Origin of the sequence: Microbacterium sp. CCNWLW134 (genome assembly GCF_037083565.1) — a bacterium.
Taxonomy (GTDB): domain Bacteria; phylum Actinomycetota; class Actinomycetes; order Actinomycetales; family Microbacteriaceae; genus Microbacterium.
Genome location: NZ_JBAOJU010000001.1, coordinates 366,454 through 392,485, shown reverse-complemented (window position 1 = coordinate 392,485; position 26,032 = coordinate 366,454). Strand labels below are relative to the sequence as shown.

The window sequence follows — 26,032 nt, the reverse complement described above, 5'->3', positions numbered from 1 at the left end:
CAGCTCACTCCCACTCGATGGTGCCCGGGGGCTTGGACGTGACATCGAGCACCACCCGGTTCACCTCGCGGACCTCGTTGGTGATGCGGTTGGAGATCTTCGACAGCACGTCGTACGGCAGCCGCGTCCAGTCCGCCGTCATGGCGTCTTCCGAGGAGACGGGGCGGAGGACGATCGGGTGACCGTAGGTGCGGCCGTCTCCCTGCACCCCGACCGAGCGCACATCGGCCAGAAGCACGACGGGGCACTGCCAGATCTCGCCGTCGAGGCCGGCCTTCGTCAGCTCGGCCCGCGCGATGGCGTCGGCATCACGCAGAATCTCGAGACGGTCAGCGGTGACCTCACCCACGATCCGGATGCCGAGGCCGGGGCCCGGAAAGGGCTGGCGCGCGACGATCGCCTCGGGGAGGCCGAGCTCGCGACCGATGGCGCGGACCTCGTCTTTGAAAAGGGTGCGCAGCGGCTCGACGAGCTCGAACTGGAGGTCTTCGGGAAGGCCCCCGACGTTGTGGTGCGACTTGATGTTGGCCGCCCCCGTCCCGCCGCCGGATTCCACGACGTCGGGGTACAGCGTCCCCTGGACGAGGAACCGGATTGGCTCGCCGTCGGCGGCGGCCTCGGCGACGAGGTCGCGCTCGGCGGCCTCGAACGCGCGGATGAACTCACGCCCGATGATCTTGCGCTTCTGCTCCGGGTCGGAGACACCCTCGAGCGCAGCGAGGAACTGCTCGCGCGCGTCGACGGTGATCAGGCGCACGCCGGTGGAGGCGACGTAGTCGTTCTCGACCTGCTCGCGCTCGCCCTTCCGCAGCAGCCCGTGGTCGACGAAGATCGCCGTGAGCTGGTCGCCGACCGCGCGGTGGACGAGCGCGGTCGAGACCGCGGAGTCCACACCGCCCGAGAGCGCCGAGATGACGCGGGCGTCGCCGACCTGGGCGCGGATCTTCTCGACCTGCTCGGCGATCACGTTCCCGCTGTTCCAGTCGGCCGGGAGCCCCGCGGCCTTGTGCAGGAAGTTCTCGAGCACCGCCTGACCGTGGTCGGTGTGCTTGACCTCGGGATGCCACTGCACCCCGTACAGGCGACGGGCATCGTTCGCGAACGCGGCCACCGGGGTCGCAGCGGTGCGGGCGAGCACGTCGAAACCCTCGGGGGCCTTCGCGACCTGGTCGCCGTGGCTCATCCAGACGTTCTGCTCGGCGGGCTGACCCTCCAGGAGCGTTCCCTCGGTCACGATCGTGGCGTCGGTGGCGCCGTACTCGCGCAGGCCGGTGTGCGCGACCTCCCCGCCGAGGGCCTTCGCCATCGCCTGGAAGCCGTAGCAGATGCCGAGCGTCGGCACCCCGAGCTCGAGCACGCCCGGGTCGAGGGCCGGCGCGCCGTCTTCGTAGACCGACGACGGTCCGCCCGAGAGGATGATGCCGACGGGCTGGCGCGCGGCGATCTCGTCGGGGGTGGCGGTGTGCGGGACGATCTCGCTGTACACCCCGGCCTCGCGCACCCGTCGGGCGATCAGCTGGGCGTACTGCGCGCCGAAGTCGACGACGAGGACGGGACGCTGGGACGTCTCGGTCTGTTCGGTCACCGGGTGCCTTCCGAAGCGGGGACGGTGGATGAGGCGGACGCCGCGGCAGCGGCCTCGCGCTCGGCGAGGTAGCGGCGGACCTCACGGGCCACCCGCGCCTCCATGAAGAACGACAGCAGCGGCACGACGCCGCCGAGGGCGAGGGTGATGAAGCGCAGGAAGGGCCAGCGCATGAGGCTCCAGATGCGGAAGCACGCGAAGAGGTACACGACGTAGAACCAGCCGTGCGCGACGAGGATGAACAGCGAGATGTTGAACCCGTCGCCCGTGGAGATCATCTCGCAGGTGTTCGTCGCCGGCAGGAACAGCGACCACCACTGGCAGTCGGCGCCGGCGATGACGGGAGCGAACCAGAGGAATCCCCCGGAGCCTCCCGCGAACAGCTCGATGTGCAGCGGGGTGTACTTCAGGATCATCTCCGCCACGAGGAGGAGCAGGCCCACACCGGTGATGATCGAGCAGATCTGGTAGAAGGTCAGCGCTCCGCGGATCGCCGGAAATGAGGCGAGTTTCGGGGCACGCGGCATGCCCCGAGTCTACCGGCCGGGCCGCAGCGGCGATTCAGGATGTCTCGGCGCTGAACCAGGCGCGGGGCCGAGTCAGACGCGGGCGGCCACGATGCCCCCGTCGACGTCGATCGTCGCGCCGTGCAGGTACGCCGCCTCGTCCGACGCGAGGTAGCGGACGGCGAAGGCGATGTCGATCGGTCGGCCGGGCTTACCCGCCGGGGATCCGGCGGTCATGGCCTCGAGGATCTCGGCGGCGTCGGCGTTGCCGGGAGTCAGGGTCGCGCCGGGCGCGACCGCGTTCACACGCACCCCGCGCGGACCGTACTCCGCCGCCCATGCCTTCGTCAGGTGGTCGAGGGCGGCCTTCGTCGCGGGGTACAGGCCCACCGCCGGAGTTCCGACGTTCGCCATCCACGAGGTGATGTTCACCACCGCGCCCGCACCGCGCTCGGCCATGGCCGGAGCGAGGGCCCCGACGAGATCGTGCGGGACGCGGATGTTGGTGGCGAGGAGTGCGGCGACATCCGCATCGGGAAGATCTGCGGTCGGGCCGACGGGGAAGATCCCCGCATTGTTGACCAGGATGTCCACGCGGCCGCCCAGCGCTTCGACGGCGCGCGCGGCGAAATCCCGCGCGGCGTCGGGGCTCTCGGCGAGGTCGCCGGTGACGACGCTCGCTCGCCCCCCGCGCTCGGTGATGGCGACGGCGACGGCGTCGGCGCGCTCGGCGCTCCGGCCGTGGACGACGACGTGCGCTCCGGAGGCGGCCAGGACGTGGGCGATCGCCTCACCGATCCCGCTCGAGGATCCGGTCACGATCGCCGTTCGGTCGGCGAGCCGCTCATCGCGCGGGAGGGTGGGAAGGGAGGAGGAAGTGGTCATGTCCTCAGACTCCCGCTCGACGACGTGGACGGCTTGATTCTCACCGTCGTGACCTTGACGGAAACCGTCTGGGATTGAATGGTCGAATGGATACCCGCACGTCCGCGACCCTCGAGCGAGCGGCCGAGAAGGCTCGTCGTCACGGCCGCGACACCGCTCGCGCGGAGGCGTTGGGGGTCACGCTCGGGCGCACCACCGCGCCGACGCCGATGCTGTTCGTTCGCTACCCGCCATGCCTGGCGATGGTGCTTCACGGCCGCAAGCAGTCGCTCGACGCCGATGGTGCGGGAGCGGAGTGGGGGCCGGAGCACTTCCTCATCACGCCGGTGAATCTGCCGGTGATCGCCCGGGTGATCGAGATCGGCCCCGCCGGCGATTTCCTCTCGCTGAACTGGCGGCTCGACCCGACCATCGTCAGCGAGGTCGCCGCGCACCTGCCGGGAGCCGCGACGAGTGCACCGTCGCCGCGCCTGGGTACGGTGACCGCCGGCATCGCCGACGCCGTCGATCGTCTCCTCGGTCTCCTCGACACCCCGGAGGACGCGCCGGTCCTGCTTCCCCTGATCATCCGCGAGCTCACCCTCCGCCTGTTGCAGAGCGATCAAGCGCCGCGTCTGCACGCCGCCGCGGAGCACGCGCACGCCGATGCGGTCAGCACCGCGATCGACCACTTCGCCGCCGATCTCGCGCGCCCGTGGACGGTCGACGACGCCGCAGCCCTCTGCCATGTCAGCCCCGCGACGTTGACGCGGCGGTTCCGCGAGATCACGGGTCTCACACCGATGCGCTACCTGAAGCGGCTGCGCCTCGGCGAGGCCCGCCGTGTCATGCTGACCGAGGGGCGATCGGCGTCGCAGGCGGCCTTCGCCGTCGGCTACCTCAGCGCCGCCCACTTCTCGCGCGACTACCGCGCGGCGTATCGGCTGCCGCCGACCAGAGACATGCAGCGCGCGTCAGGCGGATGACTCGGCGCGGGCGTCTTCGAGGTCTTCGACCTCTTTCTCCCAGGCGTCCTTGGCCAGGCGGTACCAGAGGTAGAACGCGAAGCCGGCGAAGATGACCCACTCGGCGGCGTAGAAGACGTTCAGCCAGTTCACCGCCGACCCCGCCTCCGGCGGTGCCGAGACGATCTCGTCGAGACCCGCCTGGGGCGCCTCGGCGACGATGTACGAGCGGTAGACCTCCAGCCCCGCGGTGTCGCTCCACCGCGACAGCAGGGCGGCCGGCGACATCCGGATCAGGGTCTGCGGATCCGCGCCCGACGGCGGCGGCACCGCGCCCTCGTCGGAGATGAGCCGCCCCTCGATCGCGATCGGGGCACCCGCCGCCGCGGCGTCGGCGTTCAATCGCTCGGCCGCCGCCTCCGCGGCATCCTGTGTCGGCGCCCAGCCCACGGCAACGGCGATCGAGGTGGGGACGGCGGTGTCGGCCACGCGTAGCTGGCCGGTGACCCAGAGGCCCTCGACCCCGTCGTTGAACCGGGAGGAGACGACGATGAAGTCACCCGGCACCCATGCGCCGCTCACCATCACGCGCTGCCCGACGAAGGGCTCGGGGAGATACTCGCCGGGCTCGCTCACCTCGGCGAGCGGTCGGACCTGCTCGGTCGCCCCCGGCGGAAGCGGCGCGGTATCGATCGCCCGGCCGAGCTGCCACTGGCCGAGCCACGCGAACAGGCCCGCGACCACCAGGGAGAGGGCGAGGAGGGCGATCCACTGCGGCCGGATCAGCACCTCGCGCAGCGTCGGCGGGAACTCCTGCGTGGGAGCCGGCGGGGGCAGTGGGGCGGGCTGGGTCATCACTGCGGGTACGGCGCGACGACGACCTCCACGCGCTGGAACTCCTTGAGGTCGGAGTAGCCGGTCGTCGCCATGGATTTCTTCAGCGCCCCGATGAGGTTCGCGGTGCCGTCGGCGACGGGCGCCGGGCCGTAGAGGATCGACTCGAGTGTGGTGACCTGGTCGACCTTCACGCGGCGGCCGCGCGGGAGCTTGGCGTGGTGGGCCTCGGGACCCCAGTGGAACCCTCCGCCGGGAGCATCGGTCGCGCGCGCGAGCGCGACGCCGAGCATGACCGCGTCGGCGCCCATCGCGAGGGCCTTGACGATGTCGCCGGAGGTGCCGACACCTCCGTCGGCGATGACGTGCACGTAGCGTCCACCCGACTCGTCGAGGTAGTCGCGCCGCGCGCCCGCCACGTCGGCGACCGCCGTCGCCATCGGTGCGTGGATGCCGAGGGTCGCCCGCGTGGTCGAGGCCGCTCCCCCGCCGAAGCCGACGAGCACCCCCGCGGCACCGGTGCGCATGAGGTGGAGCGCGGCGGTGTAGGTCGCCGCGCCGCCGACGATGACGGGGACGTCGAGGTCGTAGATGAACTTCTTCAGGTTCAGCGGCTCAGCGACGCTCGAGACGTGCTCGGCCGAGACGGTGGTGCCGCGGATGACGAAGAGGTCGACCCCCGCCGCGACGACGGTCTCGTAGAGGTCGGCCGTGCGCTGCGGAGTGAGGGCGCCGGCGACGGTGACGCCGCCCGCACGGATCTCGGCGAGCCGGTCGCGCACGAGCTCGGGCTTGATCGGCTCGGTGTACAGCTCCTGCATGCGGCGGGTGGCGGCGGCATCGGGGAGGCTGGCGATCTCGGCGAGGAGCGGCTCGGGGTCGTCGTAGCGGGTCCACAGGCCCTCGAGATCGAGGACACCGAGACCGCCGAGCTGGCCGAGCATGATGGCCGTGCGGGGGCTGACGACGGAATCCATCGGGGCACCCAGCACCGGGATGTCGAACTGGTAGGCGTCGATCGACCACGCGGTCGAGACATCCTCGGGGTTCCTCGTCCGCCTGGAGGGGACCACGGCGATGTCGTCGAACGTGTAGGCGCGGCGAGCGCGCTTGGCGCGGCCGATCTCCATCTCCATGGTCACCGTCCCAGCCTACCCGGCGGGTCTGACGCGGCCGCGGGCGTCGTCCTTCTCAGGCGACCTGGTAGCGTCCCGACGCCACCGCGCGGGCGCGGGCCTTGGCGGCCTCCTCCTCGCGGTTCTTCGGGGGCGCGGTGGTCACGAGGTCGTCCAGCAGGTGCTGCGTGGCGTGGGCGATCTCGGCGACCGCCCGGTCGAAGGCCTCCTGGTTGGCCTTCGAGGGCTTGGTGGTCCCGGCGATCTTCCGCACGTACTGCAGGGCGGCGGCGTGCACCTCGTCCGACGAGGCGGCGGGGGCGAAGTTGTGGAGGGTGTGGATGTTCCGACACATGCGAGCGACGATACGCCGGGCTCGCGATGCTCACCAGGGTTCGTCGGCGCGGGGGGCGAGGTCGAGGATCTGCGGGAGCTTGGAGGGGAAGCACGTCTGCAGCAGCTCTGCGATGCGCGCGTCGGTGTCGTAGCTGTCGACCAGCCGCATCCCGATCATGACGTTGATGAGCATCCCCTGGGCGAGGAACGTGCTCGCCTCATCGGCCGAGAAGCCGACCTCCTCGCGGAAGAACTGCCACACGTCGGCGAAGATCGTGCGCGCGGCGGGCCCGATCACCGGATGACTGCCGAGCAGCCACGCGTGCGAGAGGGTCTGGTGCAGCCCCCGCACGCTCACGAGCTGCACGTACGCGTCGCCGATCCGCTGCGGGAGGTCGCGATCGGATGCCTCATCGGCGAGCGCCTGGCGAAACGCCGACATGAGGGCATCGGATGACGCGGCGAGCGCGGCGAGGAACAGGCTCTCCTTCGACCCGAACAGCCGCACCACGTAGGGCTGGCTGACACCGGCCGCGCGCGCGACGTCGTCGGTGGTCGTGCCTTCGTAGCCGCGCGCCCCGAAGATGGCGATGGCGGCGGCGACGATCTGCTCGCGGCGCTCGTCCGAACTCATCCGACGGGCGGGGCCGGGCGACGTCGTCGTCGTCGTCGAAGAAGAAGCCATGTTGACATGTTATCAGTCGATTACTACATTGGCCTCCAGCAAGTAATCATCCGATTACAACCAAGGAGTCCCGATGTCCCGTCGACCGTTCGCGCTCGTCCTCGCCGCGGCATCCCTGCCGATGTTCATGGCGACCCTCGACAACCTCGTCATGACCAATGCCCTGCCCGTGCTGAGCCGCGAGATGGGGGCGAGCGTGGAGGAGCTGCAGTGGTTCGTGAACGCCTACACGCTCGTGTTCGCCGGGGCGATCCTCGTCGCCGCGGCCCTCGGCGACCGCTTCGGCCGTCGCACCGTCTTCGCCATCGGCATCGGCGTCTTCGGGCTGGGCTCCGTGCTGGCCGCTCTCAGCACCGACCCGGGCCAGCTCATCGTCGCCCGGGCGATTCAGGGCCTCGGCGGGGCCGCCGTGCTGCCGCTCTCCCTCGCTCTCCTCAGCGGAGCGGTCGCGCCCGCCCGCCGACCGCTCGCCATCGGCATCTGGGGCGGGGTGTCAGGGCTCGGCGTCGCCGTCGGCCCGCTCGTGGGCGGGGCGATCATGGAGGGTTGGTCGTGGCAGGCGATCTTCTGGATCAACGTGCCCGTCGCCCTCGTCGCCATCCCCCTCGCCCTCCTCGTTCTCCCGAACGACCGTGGGGTGCGCGCGCGCATCGACCTCCCTGGCGCGCTCCTCGCCGCGGGCGGCGTGCTCGCCCTCGTGCACGCGATCGTGCGGGCCAACGACGACGGGTGGGACACGATCGGCGTCATCGGCGAACTCGCGCTCGGTGGCATCCTTCTCCTCGCGTTCGTCCTCTGGCAGGCGCGCACGGCGGCGCCCCTCATTCCGCTCCGCCTCTTTCGGGACCGGTCGTTCTCGGTGACGAACCTCGTCGGATTCGCGTTCAGCTTCGGCACGTTCGGCGCGGTGTTCCTCCTCATCCAGTTCCTCCAGGTCGAACAGGGTTCGACACCCCTCGAAGCGGCGCTGCAGACGACGCCCTGGACGCTCGCACCGATGATCGTCGCGCCGATCGCGGGGTTCATCGCGCCCCGCGTCGGCACGCGCGCCCTGCTCGTCACCGGGCTCGCCCTGCAGGGCGCCGCGCTGGCATGGATCGCCGCGGTGATGTCATCCGATGTGGCGTACGCGACGCTTGTGGCGCCCTTCATCACGGCGGGCGTCGGGATGGGACTCGTCTTCGCCCCGTCGGCGACGGCGCTGCTGGCGACCCTCGGCCTCGTCGACCACGCGAAGGCGTCGGGGGTGAACTCCACGGTGCGCGAGCTGGGCGTCGCCCTCGGCACAGCGGTCATGACCGCGGTGTTCGTCGGGGCCGGGGGCGCCCTGGTTCCCGGCGAGTACGTGGCCGCGGCGCGCCCGGCGATCTTCCTCGGCGCAGCGGTCCTGGCGATCGCGACGGTGGCGGCGCTGTTCCTCCCCGCCGGGCGGAGCGCGACCGAGGAGGCCCTGGCCGAGATCGACGTCGCCGAGGCCGGCGACGACGTCAGCGTCCCCGCAGCAGTCGGGTGAGCAGCCCGTCGAAGACGAACAGCAGGAAGGCCGCCGAGCCGATCCACGGCGAGATGATCACCACCAGCAGGGAGATGATCACCGCGCTCAGTGCGCCGCGGCCATAGGCGCGGGCGTCGGCCTCGGAAAGATCGGGCATGAGGTCGGCGCGCCGGCGCACCGCCCACGACCACTGCAACCAGCTGGTGAGGATCGCCAGGAAGAAGGTGATCGGCATGAGCACGCGTCCGGCCGTGTACGTCGAGTACTCGGTTGTCAGGCCGGTGGCGAAGGGGACGACGACGATGAAGAGCAGTCGGATGTTGTTCAGCCAGATCATCACGCCGTCGACCCGGACGATCCACTCGAACTGCTCCACGTGGGTCATCCACAGCAGGCACAGCAGCAGGAAGCTGAGAGCGAAGTTGAAGAACTGCGGCACCATCGCGGCCAGCGCCCCCCAGAGCTCGGCGTTGGACTGGACCGCGCCGAAGGTGTGGGTGGTGAGATCGAGCACGAGCAGGGTCGCCGCGATCGCGAAGACCCCGTCGGTGAAGGCGGCCAGGCGCGTCGCGCCGACCGTGGCCTCCGGGTGGACCTTCCCCCTGATCACCTCGCCAGGCTAGCGGTGGGCGGTTGGACTTCGGAGAAGTGCACGAGGATCGGAGCCGAGTGCGTCCAGGCTCCGAAGGTGCTGGCCCTCTCCGAAGAAGGTTCATTCACGCGGCGAGGTGAAGGCGGGCGGCGATGGCCCGACGGATGACACGGAGCACCGTCTCCCGGTCGTGCACGACCTGTGCGTAGCCGAAGCGCAGCACCGTGTATCCCCGCAGACGCAGCTCAGCGTCGTGAGCGATGTCCTTCGCGCGCTGCGCGGCCGAAGAATGGAACTGCCACCCGTCGAGCTGGATGACGAGCTTCTCGCCCACGACGATGTCGACGGGCCGCCCCGCGAGCCACACTTGCTGTCGAATATTGACGCCCCAGCGCCGCAGCGGCACGACGAGCAGGGTCTCGAGCCCGGAGTCGGACAGCCCCGTGACAGCCTCGGCCAGTTCGCGCGCCGCCTTCGAGGTCCAGGGCAGCGAGCGCAGGTACTCCGGCGCGAGCTTCTCCACGCGCACGGCCGACTCCCAGAGCACCAGAGCGTCGTCGTTCGGAAGGCAGCCGGCGATGTGCTGCAGCGCATCTTCGACCTCGGCGCACAACGATCGCGGTGCGGGAAGCAGGGGTTTCGTCCAGTGCAACGTCGCGTCGATCGGGCCGGTGAGGTGGGCCGAAGCGGCATGCGGGGGGAGGTGCAGGTGCACCCTGGAAGGAGGGGAAGCCACCCACCATTGGCGACGGTTCGCCAGCGAGACGCATGACACCCGCCCGCCGGCGCGGGCCGCAAGAACGAGAGCGGGGTCGGCATCGGATGTCGCCACCCATGCCCGGCGGATGAGAGTGCCGAAGCCGCTGCGGACGAACGACTGCAGCGACGGGAGGGCGAAACCCGCGGCGAGGATGTCAGCGCGATGAGCGATGCCGTCACGGGAGGCGAGCCACTGCAGGAGGTTCACATCGGCAGTGTGGCCACGTTCGCGGCATCCATCCGCCGGTTCGTTGCATTCCGTGGACAGCTCGACGCACGCCCGGCGTGTGCAGAAGAGGACGGGCGCGCGCGTGCTTCGGAGATCCACGCGCGGTTCGGACCCGAACGCCCGAAGCGCTCCGAAGAAGCGCGAATTCTCCGCAGCTCGGCGCGCCGCGGCGACTCAGCGCTTGTAGTTCGGAGCCTCCACGACGATCTGCACGTCGTGCGGGTGCGACTCCTTCAGCCCCGCAGACGTGATGCGCACGAACTTGCCCTTGGCCTTCAGCTCGTCGATCGTGCGGGCGCCGACGTAGAACATCGACTGCCGGAGGCCGCCGACGAGCTGGTAGGCCACCGCCGACACCGGGCCGCGGTAGGGAACCTGGCCCTCGATCCCCTCGGGGATGAGCTTGTCGTCGTTGGGCACATCGGCCTGGAAGTAGCGGTCCTTCGAGTACGACGTCTTCTTGCCGCGCGTCTGCAGAGCGCCGAGCGACCCCATGCCGCGGTACTGCTTGAACTGCTTCCCGCTCTGGAAGACGATCTCGCCCGGCGACTCGTCGGTGCCGGCGAGGAGCGAACCGAGCATGACGGTGTCGGCTCCGGCGACGAGCGCCTTGGCGATGTCACCCGAGTACTGCAGGCCGCCGTCGGCGATGATCGGCACGCCCGCCGCGCGGGCGGCGAGGGATGCCTCGTAGATCGCCGTCACCTGCGGCACGCCCACCCCGGCGACCACCCGGGTGGTGCAGATCGAGCCCGGCCCGACACCGACCTTGACCGCGTCCACGCCGGCGTCGATGAGAGCCTGTGCACCCTCCCGCGTCGCGACGTTGCCGCCGATGACGTCGACGCCCGCGAACGACGGGTCGGCCTTGAGGCGCCGCACGATGTCGATGACCCCGGCCGACTGGCCGTTGGCGGTGTCGACCACGAGCACGTCCACGCCCTTGTCGCGAAGCGCCTCGGCACGCTGCCACGCGTCGCCGAAGAAGCCGATCGCGGCCCCGACGCGCAGGCGCCCCTGCTCGTCCTTGGTCGCGAGGGGGTACTTCTCGCTCTTGTCGAAGTCCTTGATGGTGATGAGACCGGCGAGCTTGCCGTCGTCGTCGATGAGCGGCAGCTTCTCGACACGGTGCTTCGCGAAGAGGGCGATGACGTCGTTCGCGCCGATCCCGACGCGCGCGGTGATGAGCCCCTCGGTCGTCATCACATCTTTCACCAGCGTGGTCTGACGCTCGAAGCCCGAGACGAAGCGCATGTCGCGATTGGTGACGATGCCGACGAGCTGCCCCTCGGCGTCGACGACCGGGAGCCCCGAGATGCGGTACTTCGCGCACAGCGCGTCGACCTCTTCGATCGTGGCGTCGGGAGTGGTCGTGATGGGGTCGGAGATCATCCCCGACTCGCTGCGCTTGACCCGGTCCACCATCGCCGCCTGCTCCTCGATGGAGAGATTGCGATGGATGATGCCGATCCCGCCCTCACGCGCGATGGCGATCGCCATGCGGGCTTCGGTGACGGTGTCCATCGCGCTCGAGAGGAGCGGGGTGGCGACCGTGATCCGACGGGTCACACGCGAGGACGTGTCCGCCTCGCTCGGGATGACATCGGTGTGACCGGGAAGCAGCAGCACGTCGTCATAGGTGAGACCGACGAAGCCGAAGGGATCGTTTTCCATGGGGGCTCCTGCGCGCGAGAGGGGTGTGCTGATTCTAAACGCGGGAGGCTGCGACCTATTCCGACCGATCGGTCACTTATGCTCGACCGACACTGTTTTCAAATGCCAAGTCGGTTCGTAGGTGAAACACGCCCGACACATTACGCTCATACCGTTCATCAATGCCGATGCACCCCGATGTCGGCATTGGCGCCGGACTGGAGGATCTGTGAGTCCCACCATCGCTGCGGCTCAGCGGACGAGACGCAGGGCGATCCCCGCGATCATCGCCCTGTTCCTGATGCTCATGGGCATCTTCGTGTCATCCGTTCCCGCCTTCGCCACGGATTCCGAGAACCCGTATCGCATCAGCGGCAACGTCCAGCTCGACGGCGAACCCCTCGAAGGGGTGCGCCTCGTCATCGACGGGCCCGGCGGCGAGCAGGAGGTCGAGACCGACGAGAACGGCCAGTGGCGTGTCGGGGTGCCCGAGCGGGGTGAGACCTACACCGTCACCCTCGACGAAGAGACGCTCCCCGAGGGCATCGCCGTGGTCGACCCCGAGGACGACTCCCCCAACATCAAGGAAGTGGAGATGGGGCAGGGTGGCCGCGCGACGGTCAACTTCTTCATCGGCGAGGGTGAGCGAAACGTCACCGGCTTCCTCGACCAGTTCGTCCAGCGCATCATCCAGGGTCTGAGCTTCGGCCTCATGCTGGCCCTCGCGGCCATCGGGCTCTCCCTCGTCTACGGCACCACCGGCATCTCCAACTTCGCCCACGGCGAGATGGTGACCTTCGGGGCGGTGATGGCCGCGGTCCTTGTGGGGCCGGCGAGCCTGGCGCTGCCGTGGTGGCTCGGGTTCCCGGTCGCGGTGGTGCTGAGCGCCCTCCTCGGCCTCGTGATGGACATGGCGCTCTGGCGACCGTTGCGGCGCAGGCGCGTGGGCATCGTGCAGCTCATGATCGTCTCGATCGGTCTGTCGCTGGCGATGCGCTACACCTTCCAGTTCTTCATCGGCGGTGGCACCATCCAGCTCCCGGGCTCCAACGCCCCGCGCATTCCGCTCTTCGGCACGGTGGAACTCAGCGTCATCGACATCGCGTCGCTGGCGATCTCGATCATCGTCATCGTCGCCTTCGCGCTGTGGCTGACCCGCTCCCGGATCGGCAAGGCGACACGGGCGATCTCGGACAATCCGTCACTGGCGGCGGCATCCGGAATCGATGTGGACTTCGTGGTCCGCATCGTCTGGATCCTCGCCGGCGCCCTGGCCGGCCTCGCCGGCATCCTGTACGCGTATTACCGTCCGGGCATCCGCTGGGACATGGGAGCGCAGATCCTGCTGCTGATGTTCGCCGCCGTGATCCTCGGTGGCCTCGGCACCGCCTACGGCGCGCTCGTCGGCGCGATCATCGTGGGCATCGTGGTCGAGGTCTCGAGCCTGTGGATCCCGTCGGACCTCAAGTACGCCAGTGCGCTGTTCATCCTCATCGTGATCCTGCTGTTCCGACCACAGGGAATCCTGGGCCGGCGAGAGAGAATAGGTTAGGGCCCGGCAATGGACTGGCTGCAGATCCTCTCCAACACCGCCTCCTCGATCCTGAGTCCGGCGACCATCGGCTACGCCCTGGCGGCGCTCGGTCTCGCGGTGCACTTCGGCTACACCGGCCTGATCAACATGGGCATCGCCGGGTTCATGGCGATCGGGGCATACGGCTACGCGATCGGCGTTCTCACCTTCGGACTGGAGTGGTGGCTCGCCGCACTCCTGGGCCTCGTGGCGTCGGCGGTCTTCGCCGTCATCCTCGGTATCCCGACCCTCCGACTGCGCGGCGACTATCTCGCGATCGTCACGATAGCGGCGGCCGAGGTGGTGCGTCTGCTCTTCCTCACCACCGCGTTCGACGAGGTCACGGGCTCGGCCGACGGGCTCAGCGGGTATCACGCGAGTTTCCGCGGGGCGAACCCGATCCCCGACGGCACCTACGGCTTCGGACCCTTCACCTACAACGAGACCCAGTGGTGGGTGCGGATCATGGGGCTTTTGACCCTCGCGTTCGCGGTGCTCGTGGTGTGGATGCTGACCCGCAGCCCCTGGGGCCGGACGATCAAGGGCATCCGCGAGGACGAAGACGCCGTGCGCGCGCTCGGCAAGAACGTCTATGCGTACAAGATGCAGTCCCTCATCCTGGGTGGTGTGCTCGCCGCGGCGGGCGGCATCGTGTACGCCCTTCCCTCGGCGGTCAGCCCCGGTGTGTACGTGACCTCGCTGACGTTCTTCGTATGGACGGCGCTTCTGTTGGGCGGTGCGGCGACGGTGTTCGGCCCGCTCCTCGGATCGCTGATCTTCTGGGTGCTCCAGACCTTCCTCTCCAACGTCCTCCCGGCGTTGGTGGCGGCGGGCATCCTTCCCTTCATGACCCAGATCCAGGCGGGAACGCTGCGCTTCATCATCGTGGGCGTCGCGCTCATGCTCCTCGTGATCTTCATGCCGCAGGGCATCCTCGGCAACAAGAAGGAGCTGACCTTTGTCCGATAACCAGTCCTCCAACGAGCCCGTCGACGATGTCGATCCGATGGCCGCCCCCACGCCGCGCGCGAAGACCACCGGTCTCCACGTGGGCGAGGTGCGGCCCGGAGTGCCGAAGGTCGACCCGATCCTCGTCGCCGACGGCGTGCAGCGCTCCTTCGGCGGTGTCAACGCCGTCGACGTCGAGCATCTCGAGATCCCGCGGGGCGCCATCACGGCGCTCATCGGACCGAACGGTGCCGGCAAGACCACCCTGTTCAACCTGCTGACCGGCTTCGACAAGCCCAACACGGGCACGTGGAGCTTCGAGGGGAAGAACCTCTCCGGCATCCCGGCCTATCGCGTGTCGCGCATGGGACTGGTCCGCACCTTCCAGCTGACCAAGGCCCTCGGCCTCCTCACCGTCATGGAGAACATGAAGCTCGGCGCGACCGGGCAGCGCGGGGAGAAATTCTGGGCCTCGCTCTTCCCGCCGCTGTGGCGCAAGCAGGACGCCGAGATCGAGCAGCGCGCCGAGGGTCTGCTGAAGAAGTTCAAGCTCGACGCCAAGTCGGCCGACTTCGCCGCGAGCCTCTCGGGCGGTCAGCGCAAGCTCCTCGAGATGGCCCGGGCCCTCATGACCCAGCCGACGCTGGTCATGCTCGATGAGCCGATGGCCGGGGTGAACCCGGCGCTGACCCAGTCGCTCCTCGATCACATCCTCGACCTCAAGGACGAGGGGATGACGGTGCTCTTCGTCGAGCACGACATGCACATGGTCCGGCACATCGCCGACTGGGTGGTCGTCATGGCCGAGGGACGCATCGTCGCCGAAGGCGACCCGGCATCCGTCATGAAGAATCCCGCGGTCATCGATGCCTATCTCGGCGCGCACCAGGAGCTCGATCTCGGTGTCGTCACCGGCCGGATCCCGGTCGTCGAGGCCGATGCCGGAACGGATGCCGCGGCCTCAGCGTCGTACAGCGCCCAGACGCTCGTCGAAGAAGGCCTGGCCGAGGAAGAGCAGGAGGAGCAGAAGTGAGCACTCCCACCGAGGCCGGCGCGGCCACCGCCACCGGCACCCCCGTCGTCTTCGTCGATGACGTTCACGCCGGATACCTTCCCGGGGTGAACATCCTGAACGGATGCTCACTGGTCGCCCATCAGGGCGAGCTGATCGGCATCATCGGGCCGAACGGTGCAGGCAAGTCCACGCTCCTGAAGGCGATCTTCGGGCAGGTGAACATCCGGAAGGGCACCGTCACGCTCGAGGGCGACGACATCACGGGACTCAAGGCCAACAAGCTCGTGGCACGCGGGGTCGGGTTCATCCCCCAGACGAACAACGTCTTCCCCAGCCTCACCATCGAGGAGAACCTCCAGATGGGGCTGTATCAGCGCCCGAGTGCCTACAAGGAGCGCCTGGAGTTCGTCACCGGCATCTTCTCCGAGCTCGGCAAGCGGCTGAAGCAGCGCGCCGGGTCGCTCTCGGGTGGTGAACGTCAGATGGTGGCGATGAGCCGTGCGCTGATGATGAGCCCCAAGGTGCTGCTCCTCGACGAGCCGTCGGCGGGTCTCTCCCCCGTGCGGCAGGACGAGGCGTTCATCCGGGTCTCGGAGATCAACAAGGCCGGGGTCACGTGCATCATGGTGGAGCAGAACGCCCGCCGCTGCCTGCAGATCTGCGACCGCGGGTACGTCCTCGACCAGGGACGCGACGCGTACACCGGCACCGGCCGCGAACTGCTGAACGACCCCAAGGTCACCGAGCTGTACCTCGGCACGCTCGGCGCCTGACGCGCGCGGCGCCGCCGGTCGAGGTGGCGCAGATGGCCGTGTTGCGGCACACAGGGTGACCGTTCGCGCCACCTTCCTGCGAGCGTTCGGGGATAGGTGGCACATCTGGTCGGGTTCGCTGCACCCAGGCCGACCATCTGCGCCACCCCGGCCCTCCTCTTCCGCGCGCAGCGCGTGCACCCTCGCGCGCAGCGCGTGCACCCTCGCGCGCAGCGCGTGCACCCTCGCGCCGCATGGAGAACGGGCCCCGGAGTCGATGACTCCGGGGCCCGTTGCCGTATCAGACTGAATCAGCCCTCGTACGCCGAGTAGGTGTTGTCCTCGCCGTACTGGTAGATGCCGATCGACGCCTCGGTCGGGTCGCCGACCTCGTCGAAGGTGATCGGGCCCGAGATGCCGTCGTAGTCGGCCGTCCCGCCACCGAGGATGATGTCGGCGCACTCCGCGTAGCTGGTGCACTTCTCGCCTTCGCCCTCGCCACCGGACACGGTGATGAGGTTCTCAGCGATGTCGGCGGGGTCGGTCGAACCCGCCGCGAGCGACGCGAGAGCCAGCAGCACGACCGCGTCGAACGACTCGGCGGCGTAGCTGTACTCGGTGAGCTCGGGCAGGCCCTCGGCCGAGACCCACTCGTCGAGCGACGCGGTGAAGTCACCGATCGAATCGATCGAGAGACCGGGCAGCGTTCCCTTGGCACCGGTGAGGGCACCGGGCTCGAGCTCCTCGCTGAAGTCGGACAGGTTGCCGTCGACGAAGTACAGCTTGTCGGCGGGGAACGAGCCGAGCAGACCCGGGAGGATCGTCGTGACCTCTTCGAACGTGATCAGGGCGATCGCGTCGGGGTCGGCGGCGAGCACCTCGGAGATCTGCGCGTCGAAGTTCGTGTCACCGGTGTTGTACGTCGGCTGGGCCACGACCTCGCCGCCGGCCGCCTCGAACGCCTCGGTGACGTAGCCGGCGAGGCCGGTGCCGTACGAGTCGTTCAGGACGATCATGCCGAGGGTCTGGTTGCCGTCCTCGGCGATGAGGTTGCCGAGCACCTCACCCTGCAGGACGTCGGACGGTGCGGTACGGAAGTACAGCCCGTTGTCGTCGTAGGTGGTGAACGCGTCGGAGGTGTTGGCCGGCGAGAACTGGATGACGCCCGCGCCCACGACCTGGTCGATGAACTGCAGCGAGGTGCCCGACGAGGCGGCGCCGATGATGGCCGAGACGTCCTCGCCGAGGAGGCGGGGGATCTCGGTCTCGTAGGCCTTGTTGTCAGTGTCGCCCGAGTCGCCGTAGACGACGTCGATGGTGAGACCGGTCTCTTCGGAGACTTCGTTGATCTGCGAGGCGGCGTAGCCGACACCGGCTTCTTCCGGCGGGCCGAGGAAGGCGAGGTTACCGGTCTGCGGCAGGGCCGTACCGATCTTGAGGGCGAGTTCTTCGCCGGGTGCCGCGGCTGACGGCTCAGCGCTGTCGCCGCCGGTGTCGCCACCGCCGCCGGAACATCCGGCGAGGACGAGGGCGCTGGCGCCTGCGAGCGCGACGGCACCGAGGACGGTGCGCTTGCGCGAGCGAGTGAAGACGCTCATGTTGCTCCTTGCTGTGTAAGGGTGCGAAACGGCTCGGGAAAGCCGCTTCCAGTGGGATAAACCTAATCGCGATCCCGTCTCGCCAATGTTGCCGTTCGTTAACGATCTGTAACGCTTGCGCAGGCTCCCGGCGGCACTGTGCGAAAAGAGGTCGCGAATCGCACAACAGGGTGGAGGATGACACCCGTGGCACGCATCACGGTCGTCGGCGGCACCGGCCTCATCGGACGCAAGGTGATGGCGCGGCTGCGGGCCGACGGGCACGAGGCGTGTGCGGCCTCCCCCTCCACCGGAGTCGACCTCGTCACGGGGACGGGCGTGGACGACGCCCTCGCCGGATCATCCGTCGTCATCGATGTGTCCAAACCCCGCACCTACGACCCCGATGCGGTGTGGCGGCATTTCGACCTCGCCACGCGCACTCTCGTCGCAGCGGAGTCGCGCGCGGGCGTCATCCATCACGTCGCCCTGTCGGCGGTGGGAACCGAACGGATCCCGCAGCCGATCCCCTTCTACCGGGCCAAAGCGCACGGCGAGGCGATCCTGCGCGACTCGGGGGTGCCCTTCTCGATCGTGAGGGCGACGCAGTTCTTCGAGTTCGGTGCGCAGATCGGCGCGCAGGCGCGCGCCGGAGGGACGGATGACGCGCGCGTCGCCGACGTGGAGGTCGAGCCGATCGCGGGCGACGACGTCGCCGCTGTGCTCGCAGGTCTCGTGGACGAGTCGCCGTCGGGCGGCGCCGCCGAGATCGCCGGGCCGGAGGTGATGCCCCTCGCCGATTTCGTCGCGCGCTGCCTTGCGGCGACCGGCGACGACCGACCCGTCGTCGCCGACCCGCGTGCGCTCTACTTCGGCGCCGTCATCGACCGGAGCGAGCTGCTCCCCGGGCGGGACGCGTGGATCGCGCCGACCCGGCTGAGCGACTGGCTCGCGTGACCCTCACGTCACCGCGCCGACATCCGACACTCCGCGGCGGGCATGACGGATCGAGTCGACGGTCAGCACGATGAGGGCGATCCAGACGAGGCTGAAGCCGATCCAGCGCTCGAGCGGCATCGGCTCGCCCAGGAGGAACGTACCGGTGAGGAACTGCAGGATCGGCGCGACGAACTGCAGCAGACCGATCAGGCTGAGGGGGACGCGCCGCGCGCCGGCGGCGAAGAAGAGGAGGGGTGTGGCGGTCACGACGCCCGCCAGCGACAGCAGCACGGCGTGCCAGACGCCCGCCGTGCCCATCGTGATGCCCGAGGTGAGCCCGACGCTCACGAGCACAACGAGGGCGACGGGCGTCAGCCAGAGGGTTTCGAGGGTGAGTCCGCTCACGGCGTCGACGGAGGGGCCGATCTGCTTCTTCACCAGGCCGTACAGGCCGAACGAGAACGCCAGAGAGAGCGCGATCCACGGGAAGGCGCCGTAGCCGACCGCGATGACGATGCAGGCGACGGCGGCGATCGCGAGCGCGATCCACTGCGTGGTCCGCAGGCGCTCGCGCAGCACCACGACACCGAGCAGCACGGTGACGATCGGATTGATGAAGTACCCCAGGCTCGTCTCGATCACGTGCCCGGTGAGGGCCGCGATCAGGAACACCTGCCAGTTGATGTAGATGAGGATGCCGGCGACCGCCGTCCACAGCAGCAGTCGCCGGGTGCGCAGGATGACGAGGAACTTCCCCCAGCCACGCGTGACCGCGAGCAGCAGCGCGCAGAACAGCAGCGACAGCAGGATGCGCCAGGCGACGACCTCGAACGCGCCTGTCGGTTCGAGCAGGAGGAAGTAGAGCGGCAGGAAACCCCAGATGAGGTAGGCCGCGAGCGCGTACACGGCGCCGAGAGTGCGTTCCCGCGTCGGATCCGCGGGTGGGGCGACACCCCCGGTCGTCTCGGTCGTCTCACGCGTCACCGGCTCAGCCTACGCGCGGGTGGTGGCGCGGATGTCGGGCCGATCGGTCATCCGTGGCCTGTTCGATGTCGTGCGCACACACGAAACGGGGGCCGGATGCCGAAGCATCCGACCCCCGTGGAGTGTGTCGCCGAGATGGACTCAGCGGACGACGACCGCCAGCACGTCGCGAGCGGAGAGGACGAGGAACTCGTCCGCACCGAACTTGACCTCGGTGCCGCCGTACTTGGAGTAGATCACGCGGTCGCCGACGGCGACGTCGAGCGGGATCCGGTTGCCGTTGTCGTCGATGCGGCCGGGGCCCACGGCCACGACCTCGCCCTCCTGGGGCTTCTCCTTGGCGGTGTCGGGGATGACCAGACCGCTCGAGGTGGTCTGCTCGGCCTCGACCTGCTTGATGACGATGCGGTCCTCGAGCGGCTTGATGGAAACCTGAGTGGAAACCGTCACGGTCTACCTCTTCTTTCTTGAGATGAAGACTGGTTAGCACCCACACCTTGAGAGTGCTAATCCAGTGTAGGCAAACCGTTGGCACTCCCGCAACGTGAGTGCCAGATTCGGGGCGTGCACAGTAGCAGGTCGCGACGCACGGGGAAACGGTCGCCCGCCACCTACCGGAGGTCCGAGGAGGTGTGTATCATCCGAGGTGGGACGCCGCTCTCACAGCTGAGACCACTCAGTGACGAACAACGCGGCAAATAGAGTCGAATTGGGGCGGAACCTGGGGAGGTTCCGGAATCGACTCTCTTGGGGGAGATGAGATCTTGGCTACTGGGGCTACGTATTTTTTGGGGATCGACGTCGGAACGACGCGGATCGCTGCGGCAACCGCGCGGACCGCGCCCGACGGCAGCATCGTCGCGGCACCGTTCCCGCTGGGACGACGCAATGACAGCGCCGCGACGGTGGTGTTCGTCGCCGACGACGGCGAACTCCTGATCGGAGACGCCGCCGAGCGTCGTGGCATCACACAGCCCGAGCGGCTCGTGCGCGAGTTCAAGCGCAGCATCGGCGACGATGTTCCGGTGGTCGCCGGCGGACGGTCGATCCCGGCAGAGAAGCTGTGGGCGCACACCGTCGCGGCCGTCGTCGACGCGGTCGTCGAGCGCGAAGGCTCCCGCCCCGCCGCGGTGATGCTCACGCACCCCACGGCGTGGGGTCCCCACCGCATCGGCCTCATCCTGTCGGCGCTCGACAAGCTGGGCGTCAAGGACGTGCACCTGATCACCGAGCCCGAAGCGGCGGCCCGTCACTACGAGTCCGGTCGGGTGATGGCGGCCGGGCAGGCTCTCGCCGTCTACGACCTGGGCGGCGGCACCTTCGACTCCGTCATCCTGCGCAAGAGCGCCGACGGCTCCTTCGCTCCCGTGGGCATCCCGGTCGGGATCGACAACCTCGGCGGCGCGGACTTCGACGACGCCGTGTTCCGTCATGTCCTGCGCTCCTCGGGTGTCGCCGAAGCCGACCTCAACGACGCCGACCCCGACATCCGTCTCGCGTTGGCGCAGCTGCGCCGCGAGTGCGTCGAGGCCAAGGAAGCCCTCTCGTTCGACTCCGACGTCACCGTGCCGGTGCTGCTCCCCTCCGGGGCGACGAGCGTGCGCCTCACGCGCCAGGAGTTCGAGGAGATGATCGACGGCTCGATCGAGCGCACGATCGACACCCTCGAAGACGGGCTCGACTCGGCCGGTCTCGAGCCCGAGGCCCTGGAGAGCGTCCTCCTCATCGGCGGTTCCTCCCGGATCCCGCTCGTGGCCGAGCGCCTGTCCGAGCGTCTCGACCGACCGATCGCGATCGACGCCGACCCGAAGTCCTCCATCGCCCTGGGCGCCGCCCGCGCCCTCGTGCCTGTCACGGCGGAGGAGTCGGCAACGACGCTCGCGCTCGTTCCCGCAGGGGCTGCAGTCGGCGCTGCGGGTGCGTTGGCGACGACGGATGCCGCGGCTGCCGCCACGACCGACCTCGCCCTGTTCGACCCCAAGGGTCCGGCCGAGCAGAGGGCGGCGCGTCGCTGGTACCAGCGCGTGCCCGCCGTCGCCGCGGCCGGAGCGGGCGCCCTCGCCATCGCCACGGGCCTGGTCTTCGCCAGCGCCGGGGGGCTGGGTGCGGGCACCTTCGACACCACCGCGTCGACCGAGAATCTGCGCGAATGGGTCGACGTGGAGCTCACGCCGTCGCCGGCGGCTGCCGCTGATCTTCCGACGTCCGACCCGGTCGCCGCCGGCCCGCAGCCGCAGGCACCCCAGGCCAAGCAGGATCGGGGCTCGAGCCAGTCGAAGCCGAAGGCCACCAACCAGCGCAAGCAGGCGGCCGAGCGCAACGCCGCGGTGCGGCCGCCCGACCCGAAGCCGGCCGCGACCCAGTCGCCGACCTCGGGTAAGCCGTCGTCGCCGAAGCCCTCGCAGTCGAGCGGCGGCGGGAGCACGACGCCTCCGACGTCGAACCCGACGACGAGCAACCCCACAACCAATCCGACCAACGAACCGGATCCGACGCCGACTGACACCGGAACGCCGGACCCGACACCCACCGACACCGGAACGCCGGACCCGACACCCACCGACACCGGAACGCCGGACCCGACGCCGACCGACACCGGAACGCCGGACCCGACGCCGACCGAGACCACGCCGGACCCGACGCCGACGGAGACAACGCCCGCGCCTGAGGTCACTCAGACGCAAGCGCCGCAACCCGACCCACCGGCGGAATCTCCGCCCGCCGAGTCCACCCCGAGTCCCGACAACCCCGCCTGACCCGGTGAGCTCTCCGATGACGACTCTGCTGAACAGTTCGTCGGACAACCGGACCGCCTCGATGATGCCTCGTGCACTCCACGCGCTGACCGCGTTGCACGCCATCGTCGCGACGGACCGTCCGGTCCGCGCCGCCATCGTGGGGAGTTCCGGCTCGGGAAAGACCGACGCCCTCCGCTTCCTCCACGCCCAGCTCGAAGCCGAAGACCGGCCGGTCAGGCTGCTGTCCGCACGCGATCGCATCTCGACGGTCCCCGACGACGTCGCGCTCCTGGTCGATGACGCCCACACGCTCGACCCGGCACGTCTGTCCCAGCTGATCGATCGCGTCCACCGCCCTGATGCGGCCGTGGTGATCGCGTACCGCTCCTGGCCGGCTCCTTCGGAGCTCCTCGAGCTGACGCGCGCTGTCGAGCGCAATGCGCCCGCGATCCTCCTCGGCGAGGTGACCCTCGCCGAGCTGCGCGAGCTCCTTCCCGACGCCTCGGTGGAGTGCGAGGAACGCATCCTCGGCGCGACCGGCGGCATCGCCTGGCTGGTGTTCGAGTGCGCGCAGGCGCACGCCGCACTCGCTTACGACGGGCGGGACTGCGGGGACGACGAGGCCCACGCCGATGTGACCCGCGCGCTGATGCGCCGGATCAGCCACCGCCTCGATACCGTCTCGCCGCGTCTTCGGCGCCGGATCGAGTCGCTGAGCCTGGGCGTGAGCGACACGGAGGGCGATGACCGCGAGGCGCAGGCCGAGCTCTCGGCCGAGGGACAGGCCGAGGGTCTGCTACTGCACAACGGCCGGCCCGCTCCTGTCGTGGCGATGACCGCCCGTGCCAGCGTGCCGGTCGATCGGCTGGTCGATCTCGTCGAGGCCGGGACCCTCGACCTCGTTCCCGGCTCCGATATCGCGACGAGCCTCGACGGCATCGTCGATTCGCTCCTGGGCGATCGTCTCGCCGCCCGCGCTCGCCGCGAGGTGGGTCGGGATCCGCGGCTGGCGGTGACCCTCTTCGAGTACGCGATCCGCTGCGGCTCCGACTCACGCGTCCTCGCCGCGTCGCACGCGCACGCGTTGTGGGCCGCGGGCGACGTCGACGCGGCGGGTGCCCTTCTCGACGAGTTCGCCCGCGACGGCGACGGCGACGGGTCCACCCTCTCTCCCTCCGACCATGATCTCCTCGCCGACGCGGTCGCCGCCACCTGGGCGGACCGCGGACTGATGTCGCTCGCGCATCAGAGTTACCTCGCCGTCCCCCCGCTCTCCCCCGCGGCCAAGACGAGAGCTCTGGTCACGGCGGCAGGCGCTGGGTCGGTCGCTCAGAACGGGGATCCGGCGCCGGATGCCTCGGGCGCGGCCGGCTCGGCGCCATCGGCGAACGGCGTGGCGATGCAGCTGTGGGCACGGGGGCTGCGTGCCTCGCTGCAGGCGTCGCACTCCCGCAGCGCCCTCGACGATCTCCGGCGAGCGTCGGAGTTGGCGAATGCCGGCCACGACGCATCTCCGACCACCGAGCTGCCGGCGGTGGTGGCTGCCATCGTGGCCGTCGGACTGGGTGATGTCACCGCTGCACACGCCGTCCTCGATGACGCACTGCGCGCGCGGCAGGGAGGCGCCCGCTGGCTTCCGCACCTCCAATTGTGGAACGCCTGGGTCGCGCTGCAGCGGGAGCAGCCCGCCGAGGCGCGGGCGCTGCTGACAGCGGCGACCCAGGGCAGCCGCCTGTCGCCGCGCGATGATCTGATCGCCTCCGCGATCGCGGTCGGGCTCGCACGTCGGTACGACGACACCCCGACTCTCGAGGCGACGTGGGCGTCGGTGAAGTCGCGCGCGACGCGACCCGAGATCGACCTCTACCTCTTGCTGCCCCTCGGCGAGCTGGTGATCGTGGCCGCACGTCTGGGCGATACGCACTGGACGCAAGCCGCCTTCGATCGCGGTCTCGCTCTCCTCGCCGACCTGGGCGAGCCGTCGCTCTGGTCGGCTCCGCTGCATTGGGCCGGCATCCAGCGCGGGATCATGCTCAACCACCCCGACGACCTCGCTCCTCACGCGCGGGCGCTCGTCGCGGCATCGGGACGCAACCCGCTCGCCGCGAAGATGTCGCATGCCGGCCGCGTCTGGACCTCGGTGCTCGCAGGACAAGTCGACGCGGACGCGGTGGAGGATGCGGCCCGAGGGCTCGCCTCCGTCGGCCTCGCCTGGGACGGCGCACGACTTGCCGGACATGGCTCGCGCCGCTCCGACGACCGGAAGGTCAGTTCGCGCCTGCTCGCCTGCGCGCGCGAACTGCATCCTCGCGAGGCGCCGCGCACGAGCGAGGGAGAGTCCCCCACGGCTCCGTCCCGCACGGCCGCACCGAGTCTTCTGAGCGAGCGCGAGCGCGAAGTCGCCGAGCTCGTCCTGCAGGGGAAGACCTATGCCGAGATCGGCAAGGAGATCTTCATCTCGCCGCGGACGGCGGAACACCACATGGCGCAGATCAAGCGGCGCTTGGGTGCCACCTCGCGGTCGGATCTCATCGCGAAACTGCGCGTCACCCTGGGGGCGGCCGGATGAGCCGTCGCCTATCGGGGGAACCCCGTAGTACCCCCACGACTTTTCGGGCTAACCCCCGATTCCAGACCGAAGACCAACGCATAGCCTCTGAAAAGAGTCTCGCAGAGACAGGAGCCGACTTATGACTACCCCGCTGGCGACCATCGCCGACGCCCTTATCGAGTTCATTTTGAGCCTGCTGAACGATCCTGACGCAGCAGCTGAATATGACGCCAACCCTGAGGCCGCTCTCGCCAGCGCCGGCCTCGCCGAGTGCACGGCGGAGGATGTCCGCGCTGTCGCGCCGATCATCGTCGACCGCCCCGACGTGCACCCGACCCCGCACCCGAACCCTCCCGGCCCCGGCCCCAAGCCGCCGGTCGAGAAGGAGATCTGGAACATCGCGAACAACTTCCACATCGACAACCGGGCGACGATCGTCGACCAGTCGGTGAACCAGAACATCTGGGCCGAAGGCGACGTCAACCAGATCTTCGACCAGGAAGCCAACGTCGCATCGGGTGACGAGTCGATCGCCGCCGGTGATGACGCGTCCGTCGACAACTCCGAAACCGACGTCACTGTCGGCGACGTCTCCATCGGTAACGAGGAGACCAACGTCGACATCACGGATTCGTTCGATGACGAGTCGACGAACACCGACACCGACGTCGTCGTGGTGGCAGACGAGTCGTTCAACGACGAGTCGACGAACGTCGACGCCGATGTGTCGGCCGACAATTCGTTCAACGACACCACCGAGGTCGTCGTCGAGGAGTCCTACGATTACGACAACAGTGGCAACATCGCCTCTGACGACGCGATCGTCTACACCGAGGAGACTGACCAGCCGTAACGGTCTCCCCGTAAGGTTCTTCTGTGACCGACGATCAGAAGCCCCCTCAGCCGCGCGCCGATGCCCCAAGCCGGCGCGCGGCTGAGGATTCTTTCGTGGACGATGTCCTCGCGCAGCACGCGGCGACGGAAAAGAAGCGCCGTGACCGCCAGCGTCCGGCGAACGCAGTGCCGACACAGGCGCCGGCGCCGGAGGCTCAGATGCAGGGACAGGTGCCCCCACAGGGCAGCGGTACGCCGCAGCAGGCCGGACAGGTCGTTCCTCCTGGGGATCAGCGACGGCCGCACCCCCAGGGTCAACCGCAGCCGAACCAAGGACAGCAGCGCCCGCAGGGGCAGCAGGCGCCCAGCCGAGCTCAGCAGCGCCCACAGGGGCCGCAGCGCCCGCAGGGGCAGCAGGCGCCCAGCCAGGGGCCGCAGCGCCCGCAGGGGCAGCAGGCGCCCAGCCAGGGGCCGCAGCGCCCGCAGGGGCAGCAGGCGCCCAG

Annotated in this window: 24 protein-coding genes; 10 read left to right on the top strand and 14 right to left on the bottom strand. The window is 69.4% G+C overall.

The annotated features are described in order from the left end of the window. Positions 1–4: 4 nt before the first annotated feature. From guaA to V6S02_RS01830, 3 genes are all read right to left on the bottom strand, one after another. Positions 5–1,585 (bottom strand): glutamine-hydrolyzing GMP synthase, encoded by a 1,581-nt coding sequence (gene guaA, locus V6S02_RS01840; RefSeq protein ID WP_336399642.1) that lies wholly within the window; start codon positions 1,583–1,585, stop codon positions 5–7. Further along, a complete protein-coding gene (locus V6S02_RS01835) occupies positions 1,582–2,112 on the bottom strand; it encodes a DUF3817 domain-containing protein (RefSeq protein WP_124294173.1) in 531 nt (176 codons plus the stop codon). The genes guaA and V6S02_RS01835 overlap by 4 nt, the downstream gene beginning before the upstream one ends. A gap of 72 nt (positions 2,113–2,184) precedes the next feature. Continuing rightward, positions 2,185–2,976, bottom strand: coding sequence for an SDR family NAD(P)-dependent oxidoreductase (locus V6S02_RS01830; protein ID WP_336399641.1), 792 nt, complete (start codon positions 2,974–2,976; stop codon positions 2,185–2,187). A gap of 86 nt (positions 2,977–3,062) precedes the next feature. Here V6S02_RS01830 and V6S02_RS01825 point away from each other — a divergent pair, with 86 nt between their 5' ends. Beyond that, positions 3,063–3,941: an AraC family transcriptional regulator gene (locus V6S02_RS01825; protein ID WP_336399640.1), complete on the top strand. Its 879-nt coding sequence runs from the start codon at positions 3,063–3,065 to the stop codon at positions 3,939–3,941. Here V6S02_RS01825 and V6S02_RS01820 read toward each other — a convergent pair. From V6S02_RS01820 to V6S02_RS01805, 4 genes are read right to left on the bottom strand one after another with little or no spacing between them, the layout of a single operon-like run. Further along, on the bottom strand, positions 3,930–4,775 hold the full coding sequence (locus V6S02_RS01820; RefSeq protein WP_336399639.1) for an SURF1 family cytochrome oxidase biogenesis protein: 846 nt from the start codon (positions 4,773–4,775) through the stop codon (positions 3,930–3,932). The two genes, V6S02_RS01825 and V6S02_RS01820, sit on opposite strands and share 12 nt — an antisense overlap. After that, a complete protein-coding gene (locus tag V6S02_RS01815; RefSeq protein ID WP_336400759.1) occupies positions 4,775–5,890 on the bottom strand; it encodes a GuaB3 family IMP dehydrogenase-related protein in 1,116 nt (371 codons plus the stop codon). The genes V6S02_RS01820 and V6S02_RS01815 overlap by 1 nt, the downstream gene beginning before the upstream one ends. A 55-nt stretch (positions 5,891–5,945) precedes the next feature. Beyond that, entirely contained in the window at positions 5,946–6,224 is a 279-nt protein-coding gene (locus V6S02_RS01810) for a DUF2277 domain-containing protein (RefSeq protein WP_336399638.1), read from the bottom strand. A gap of 30 nt (positions 6,225–6,254) precedes the next feature. Further along, entirely contained in the window at positions 6,255–6,890 is a 636-nt protein-coding gene (locus V6S02_RS01805) for a TetR/AcrR family transcriptional regulator (RefSeq protein WP_336399637.1), read from the bottom strand. A 73-nt stretch (positions 6,891–6,963) separates the two neighbouring features. On the opposite strand from V6S02_RS01805, the gene V6S02_RS01800 reads away from it, so the two are divergent. Then, positions 6,964–8,403 carry a DHA2 family efflux MFS transporter permease subunit gene (locus V6S02_RS01800; RefSeq protein WP_336399636.1) on the top strand — a complete coding sequence of 480 codons (1,440 nt, stop codon included), beginning with the start codon at positions 6,964–6,966 and terminating at the stop codon, positions 8,401–8,403. Here V6S02_RS01800 and V6S02_RS01795 read toward each other — a convergent pair. The 3 genes from V6S02_RS01795 to guaB all read right to left on the bottom strand — a co-directional run bounded on the left by V6S02_RS01795 (position 8,378) and on the right by guaB (position 11,639). Then, positions 8,378–8,995: a TMEM175 family protein gene (locus V6S02_RS01795; protein ID WP_336399635.1), complete on the bottom strand. Its 618-nt coding sequence runs from the start codon at positions 8,993–8,995 to the stop codon at positions 8,378–8,380. The genes V6S02_RS01800 and V6S02_RS01795 overlap by 26 nt on opposite strands. Positions 8,996–9,101: 106 nt before the next feature. Then, positions 9,102–9,944 (bottom strand): endonuclease domain-containing protein, encoded by an 843-nt coding sequence (locus V6S02_RS01790; protein WP_336399634.1) that lies wholly within the window; start codon positions 9,942–9,944, stop codon positions 9,102–9,104. A gap of 195 nt (positions 9,945–10,139) precedes the next feature. Beyond that, positions 10,140–11,639, bottom strand: a complete 1,500-nt coding sequence (guaB, locus tag V6S02_RS01785) for an IMP dehydrogenase (RefSeq protein WP_124294181.1) — start codon at positions 11,637–11,639, stop codon at positions 10,140–10,142. 280 nt (positions 11,640–11,919) lie between these two features. Between guaB and V6S02_RS01780 the strand changes: the two genes are divergently transcribed. From V6S02_RS01780 to V6S02_RS01765, 4 genes are read left to right on the top strand one after another with little or no spacing between them, the layout of a single operon-like run. Further along, positions 11,920–13,170 carry a branched-chain amino acid ABC transporter permease gene (locus V6S02_RS01780; protein ID WP_336400758.1) on the top strand — a complete coding sequence of 417 codons (1,251 nt, stop codon included), beginning with the start codon at positions 11,920–11,922 and terminating at the stop codon, positions 13,168–13,170. 9 nt (positions 13,171–13,179) lie between these two features. Next, positions 13,180–14,160, top strand: a complete 981-nt coding sequence (locus V6S02_RS01775) for a branched-chain amino acid ABC transporter permease (RefSeq protein WP_179558721.1) — start codon at positions 13,180–13,182, stop codon at positions 14,158–14,160. A gap of 37 nt (positions 14,161–14,197) precedes the next feature. Then, complete coding sequence (locus V6S02_RS01770; protein WP_336400757.1) at positions 14,198–15,172, top strand: ABC transporter ATP-binding protein; 975 nt, start codon at positions 14,198–14,200, stop codon at positions 15,170–15,172. Further along, positions 15,169–15,927, top strand: a complete 759-nt coding sequence (locus V6S02_RS01765) for an ABC transporter ATP-binding protein (RefSeq protein ID WP_442927885.1) — start codon at positions 15,169–15,171, stop codon at positions 15,925–15,927. The genes V6S02_RS01770 and V6S02_RS01765 overlap by 4 nt, the downstream gene beginning before the upstream one ends. A gap of 290 nt (positions 15,928–16,217) precedes the next feature. Here V6S02_RS01765 and V6S02_RS01760 read toward each other — a convergent pair whose 3' ends face one another. Then, on the bottom strand, positions 16,218–17,504 hold the full coding sequence (locus V6S02_RS01760; RefSeq protein ID WP_124294184.1) for an ABC transporter substrate-binding protein: 1,287 nt from the start codon (positions 17,502–17,504) through the stop codon (positions 16,218–16,220). A 186-nt stretch (positions 17,505–17,690) separates the two neighbouring features. Between V6S02_RS01760 and V6S02_RS01755 the strand changes: the two genes are divergently transcribed. Then, the gene (locus V6S02_RS01755) at positions 17,691–18,440 is read left to right on the top strand and encodes an SDR family oxidoreductase (RefSeq protein ID WP_336399633.1); all 750 of its coding nucleotides are present in this window, start codon (positions 17,691–17,693) and stop codon (positions 18,438–18,440) included. 3 nt (positions 18,441–18,443) lie between these two features. Here V6S02_RS01755 and rarD read toward each other — a convergent pair whose 3' ends face one another. Further along, entirely contained in the window at positions 18,444–19,406 is a 963-nt protein-coding gene (gene rarD / locus V6S02_RS01750; protein ID WP_336399632.1) for an EamA family transporter RarD, read from the bottom strand. Positions 19,407–19,547: 141 nt separating this feature from the next. Next, positions 19,548–19,856 carry a co-chaperone GroES gene (gene groES / locus V6S02_RS01745; RefSeq protein WP_124294187.1) on the bottom strand — a complete coding sequence of 103 codons (309 nt, stop codon included), beginning with the start codon at positions 19,854–19,856 and terminating at the stop codon, positions 19,548–19,550. 314 nt (positions 19,857–20,170) lie between these two features. Here groES and V6S02_RS01740 point away from each other — a divergent pair, with 314 nt between their 5' ends. The 3 genes from V6S02_RS01740 to V6S02_RS01730 all read left to right on the top strand — a co-directional run bounded on the left by V6S02_RS01740 (position 20,171) and on the right by V6S02_RS01730 (position 25,548). Beyond that, the gene (locus tag V6S02_RS01740; RefSeq protein WP_336399631.1) at positions 20,171–22,162 is read left to right on the top strand and encodes an Hsp70 family protein; all 1,992 of its coding nucleotides are present in this window, start codon (positions 20,171–20,173) and stop codon (positions 22,160–22,162) included. A 16-nt stretch (positions 22,163–22,178) separates the two neighbouring features. After that, positions 22,179–24,713, top strand: coding sequence for a LuxR C-terminal-related transcriptional regulator (locus V6S02_RS01735; protein ID WP_336399629.1), 2,535 nt, complete (start codon positions 22,179–22,181; stop codon positions 24,711–24,713). A 121-nt stretch (positions 24,714–24,834) separates the two neighbouring features. Beyond that, positions 24,835–25,548 carry an IniB N-terminal domain-containing protein gene (locus V6S02_RS01730; protein WP_336399628.1) on the top strand — a complete coding sequence of 238 codons (714 nt, stop codon included), beginning with the start codon at positions 24,835–24,837 and terminating at the stop codon, positions 25,546–25,548. Here the strand turns inward: V6S02_RS01730 and V6S02_RS01725 are convergent. Then, the coding region (locus V6S02_RS01725) for a hypothetical protein (RefSeq protein ID WP_336399627.1) at positions 25,521–26,032 on the bottom strand (512 nt) is incomplete at its 5' end. The genes V6S02_RS01730 and V6S02_RS01725 overlap by 28 nt on opposite strands.

What these genes read in the sequence shown, in the direction of transcription:
- V6S02_RS01775 (WP_179558721.1), top strand. Translation starts at nt 13,180, where the DNA reads ATGGACTGGCTGCAGATCCTCTCCAACACCGCCTCCTCGATCCTGAGT.
- V6S02_RS01760 (WP_124294184.1), bottom strand. Translation starts at nt 17,504, where the DNA reads ATGAGCGTCTTCACTCGCTCGCGCAAGCGCACCGTCCTCGGTGCCGTC.
- V6S02_RS01815 (WP_336400759.1), bottom strand. Translation starts at nt 5,890, where the DNA reads ATGGAGATGGAGATCGGCCGCGCCAAGCGCGCTCGCCGCGCCTACACG.
- V6S02_RS01810 (WP_336399638.1), bottom strand. Translation starts at nt 6,224, where the DNA reads ATGTGTCGGAACATCCACACCCTCCACAACTTCGCCCCCGCCGCCTCG.
- V6S02_RS01825 (WP_336399640.1), top strand. Translation starts at nt 3,063, where the DNA reads ATGGATACCCGCACGTCCGCGACCCTCGAGCGAGCGGCCGAGAAGGCT.
- V6S02_RS01730 (WP_336399628.1), top strand. Translation starts at nt 24,835, where the DNA reads ATGACTACCCCGCTGGCGACCATCGCCGACGCCCTTATCGAGTTCATT.
- V6S02_RS01820 (WP_336399639.1), bottom strand. Translation starts at nt 4,775, where the DNA reads ATGACCCAGCCCGCCCCACTGCCCCCGCCGGCTCCCACGCAGGAGTTC.
- V6S02_RS01805 (WP_336399637.1), bottom strand. Translation starts at nt 6,890, where the DNA reads ATGGCTTCTTCTTCGACGACGACGACGACGTCGCCCGGCCCCGCCCGT.
- V6S02_RS01830 (WP_336399641.1), bottom strand. Translation starts at nt 2,976, where the DNA reads ATGACCACTTCCTCCTCCCTTCCCACCCTCCCGCGCGATGAGCGGCTC.
- V6S02_RS01780 (WP_336400758.1), top strand. Translation starts at nt 11,920, where the DNA reads ATGCTCATGGGCATCTTCGTGTCATCCGTTCCCGCCTTCGCCACGGAT.
- V6S02_RS01735 (WP_336399629.1), top strand. Translation starts at nt 22,179, where the DNA reads ATGACGACTCTGCTGAACAGTTCGTCGGACAACCGGACCGCCTCGATG.
- V6S02_RS01800 (WP_336399636.1), top strand. Translation starts at nt 6,964, where the DNA reads ATGTCCCGTCGACCGTTCGCGCTCGTCCTCGCCGCGGCATCCCTGCCG.
- V6S02_RS01835 (WP_124294173.1), bottom strand. Translation starts at nt 2,112, where the DNA reads ATGCCGCGTGCCCCGAAACTCGCCTCATTTCCGGCGATCCGCGGAGCG.
- V6S02_RS01770 (WP_336400757.1), top strand. Translation starts at nt 14,198, where the DNA reads ATGGCCGCCCCCACGCCGCGCGCGAAGACCACCGGTCTCCACGTGGGC.
- guaB (WP_124294181.1), bottom strand. Translation starts at nt 11,639, where the DNA reads ATGGAAAACGATCCCTTCGGCTTCGTCGGTCTCACCTATGACGACGTG.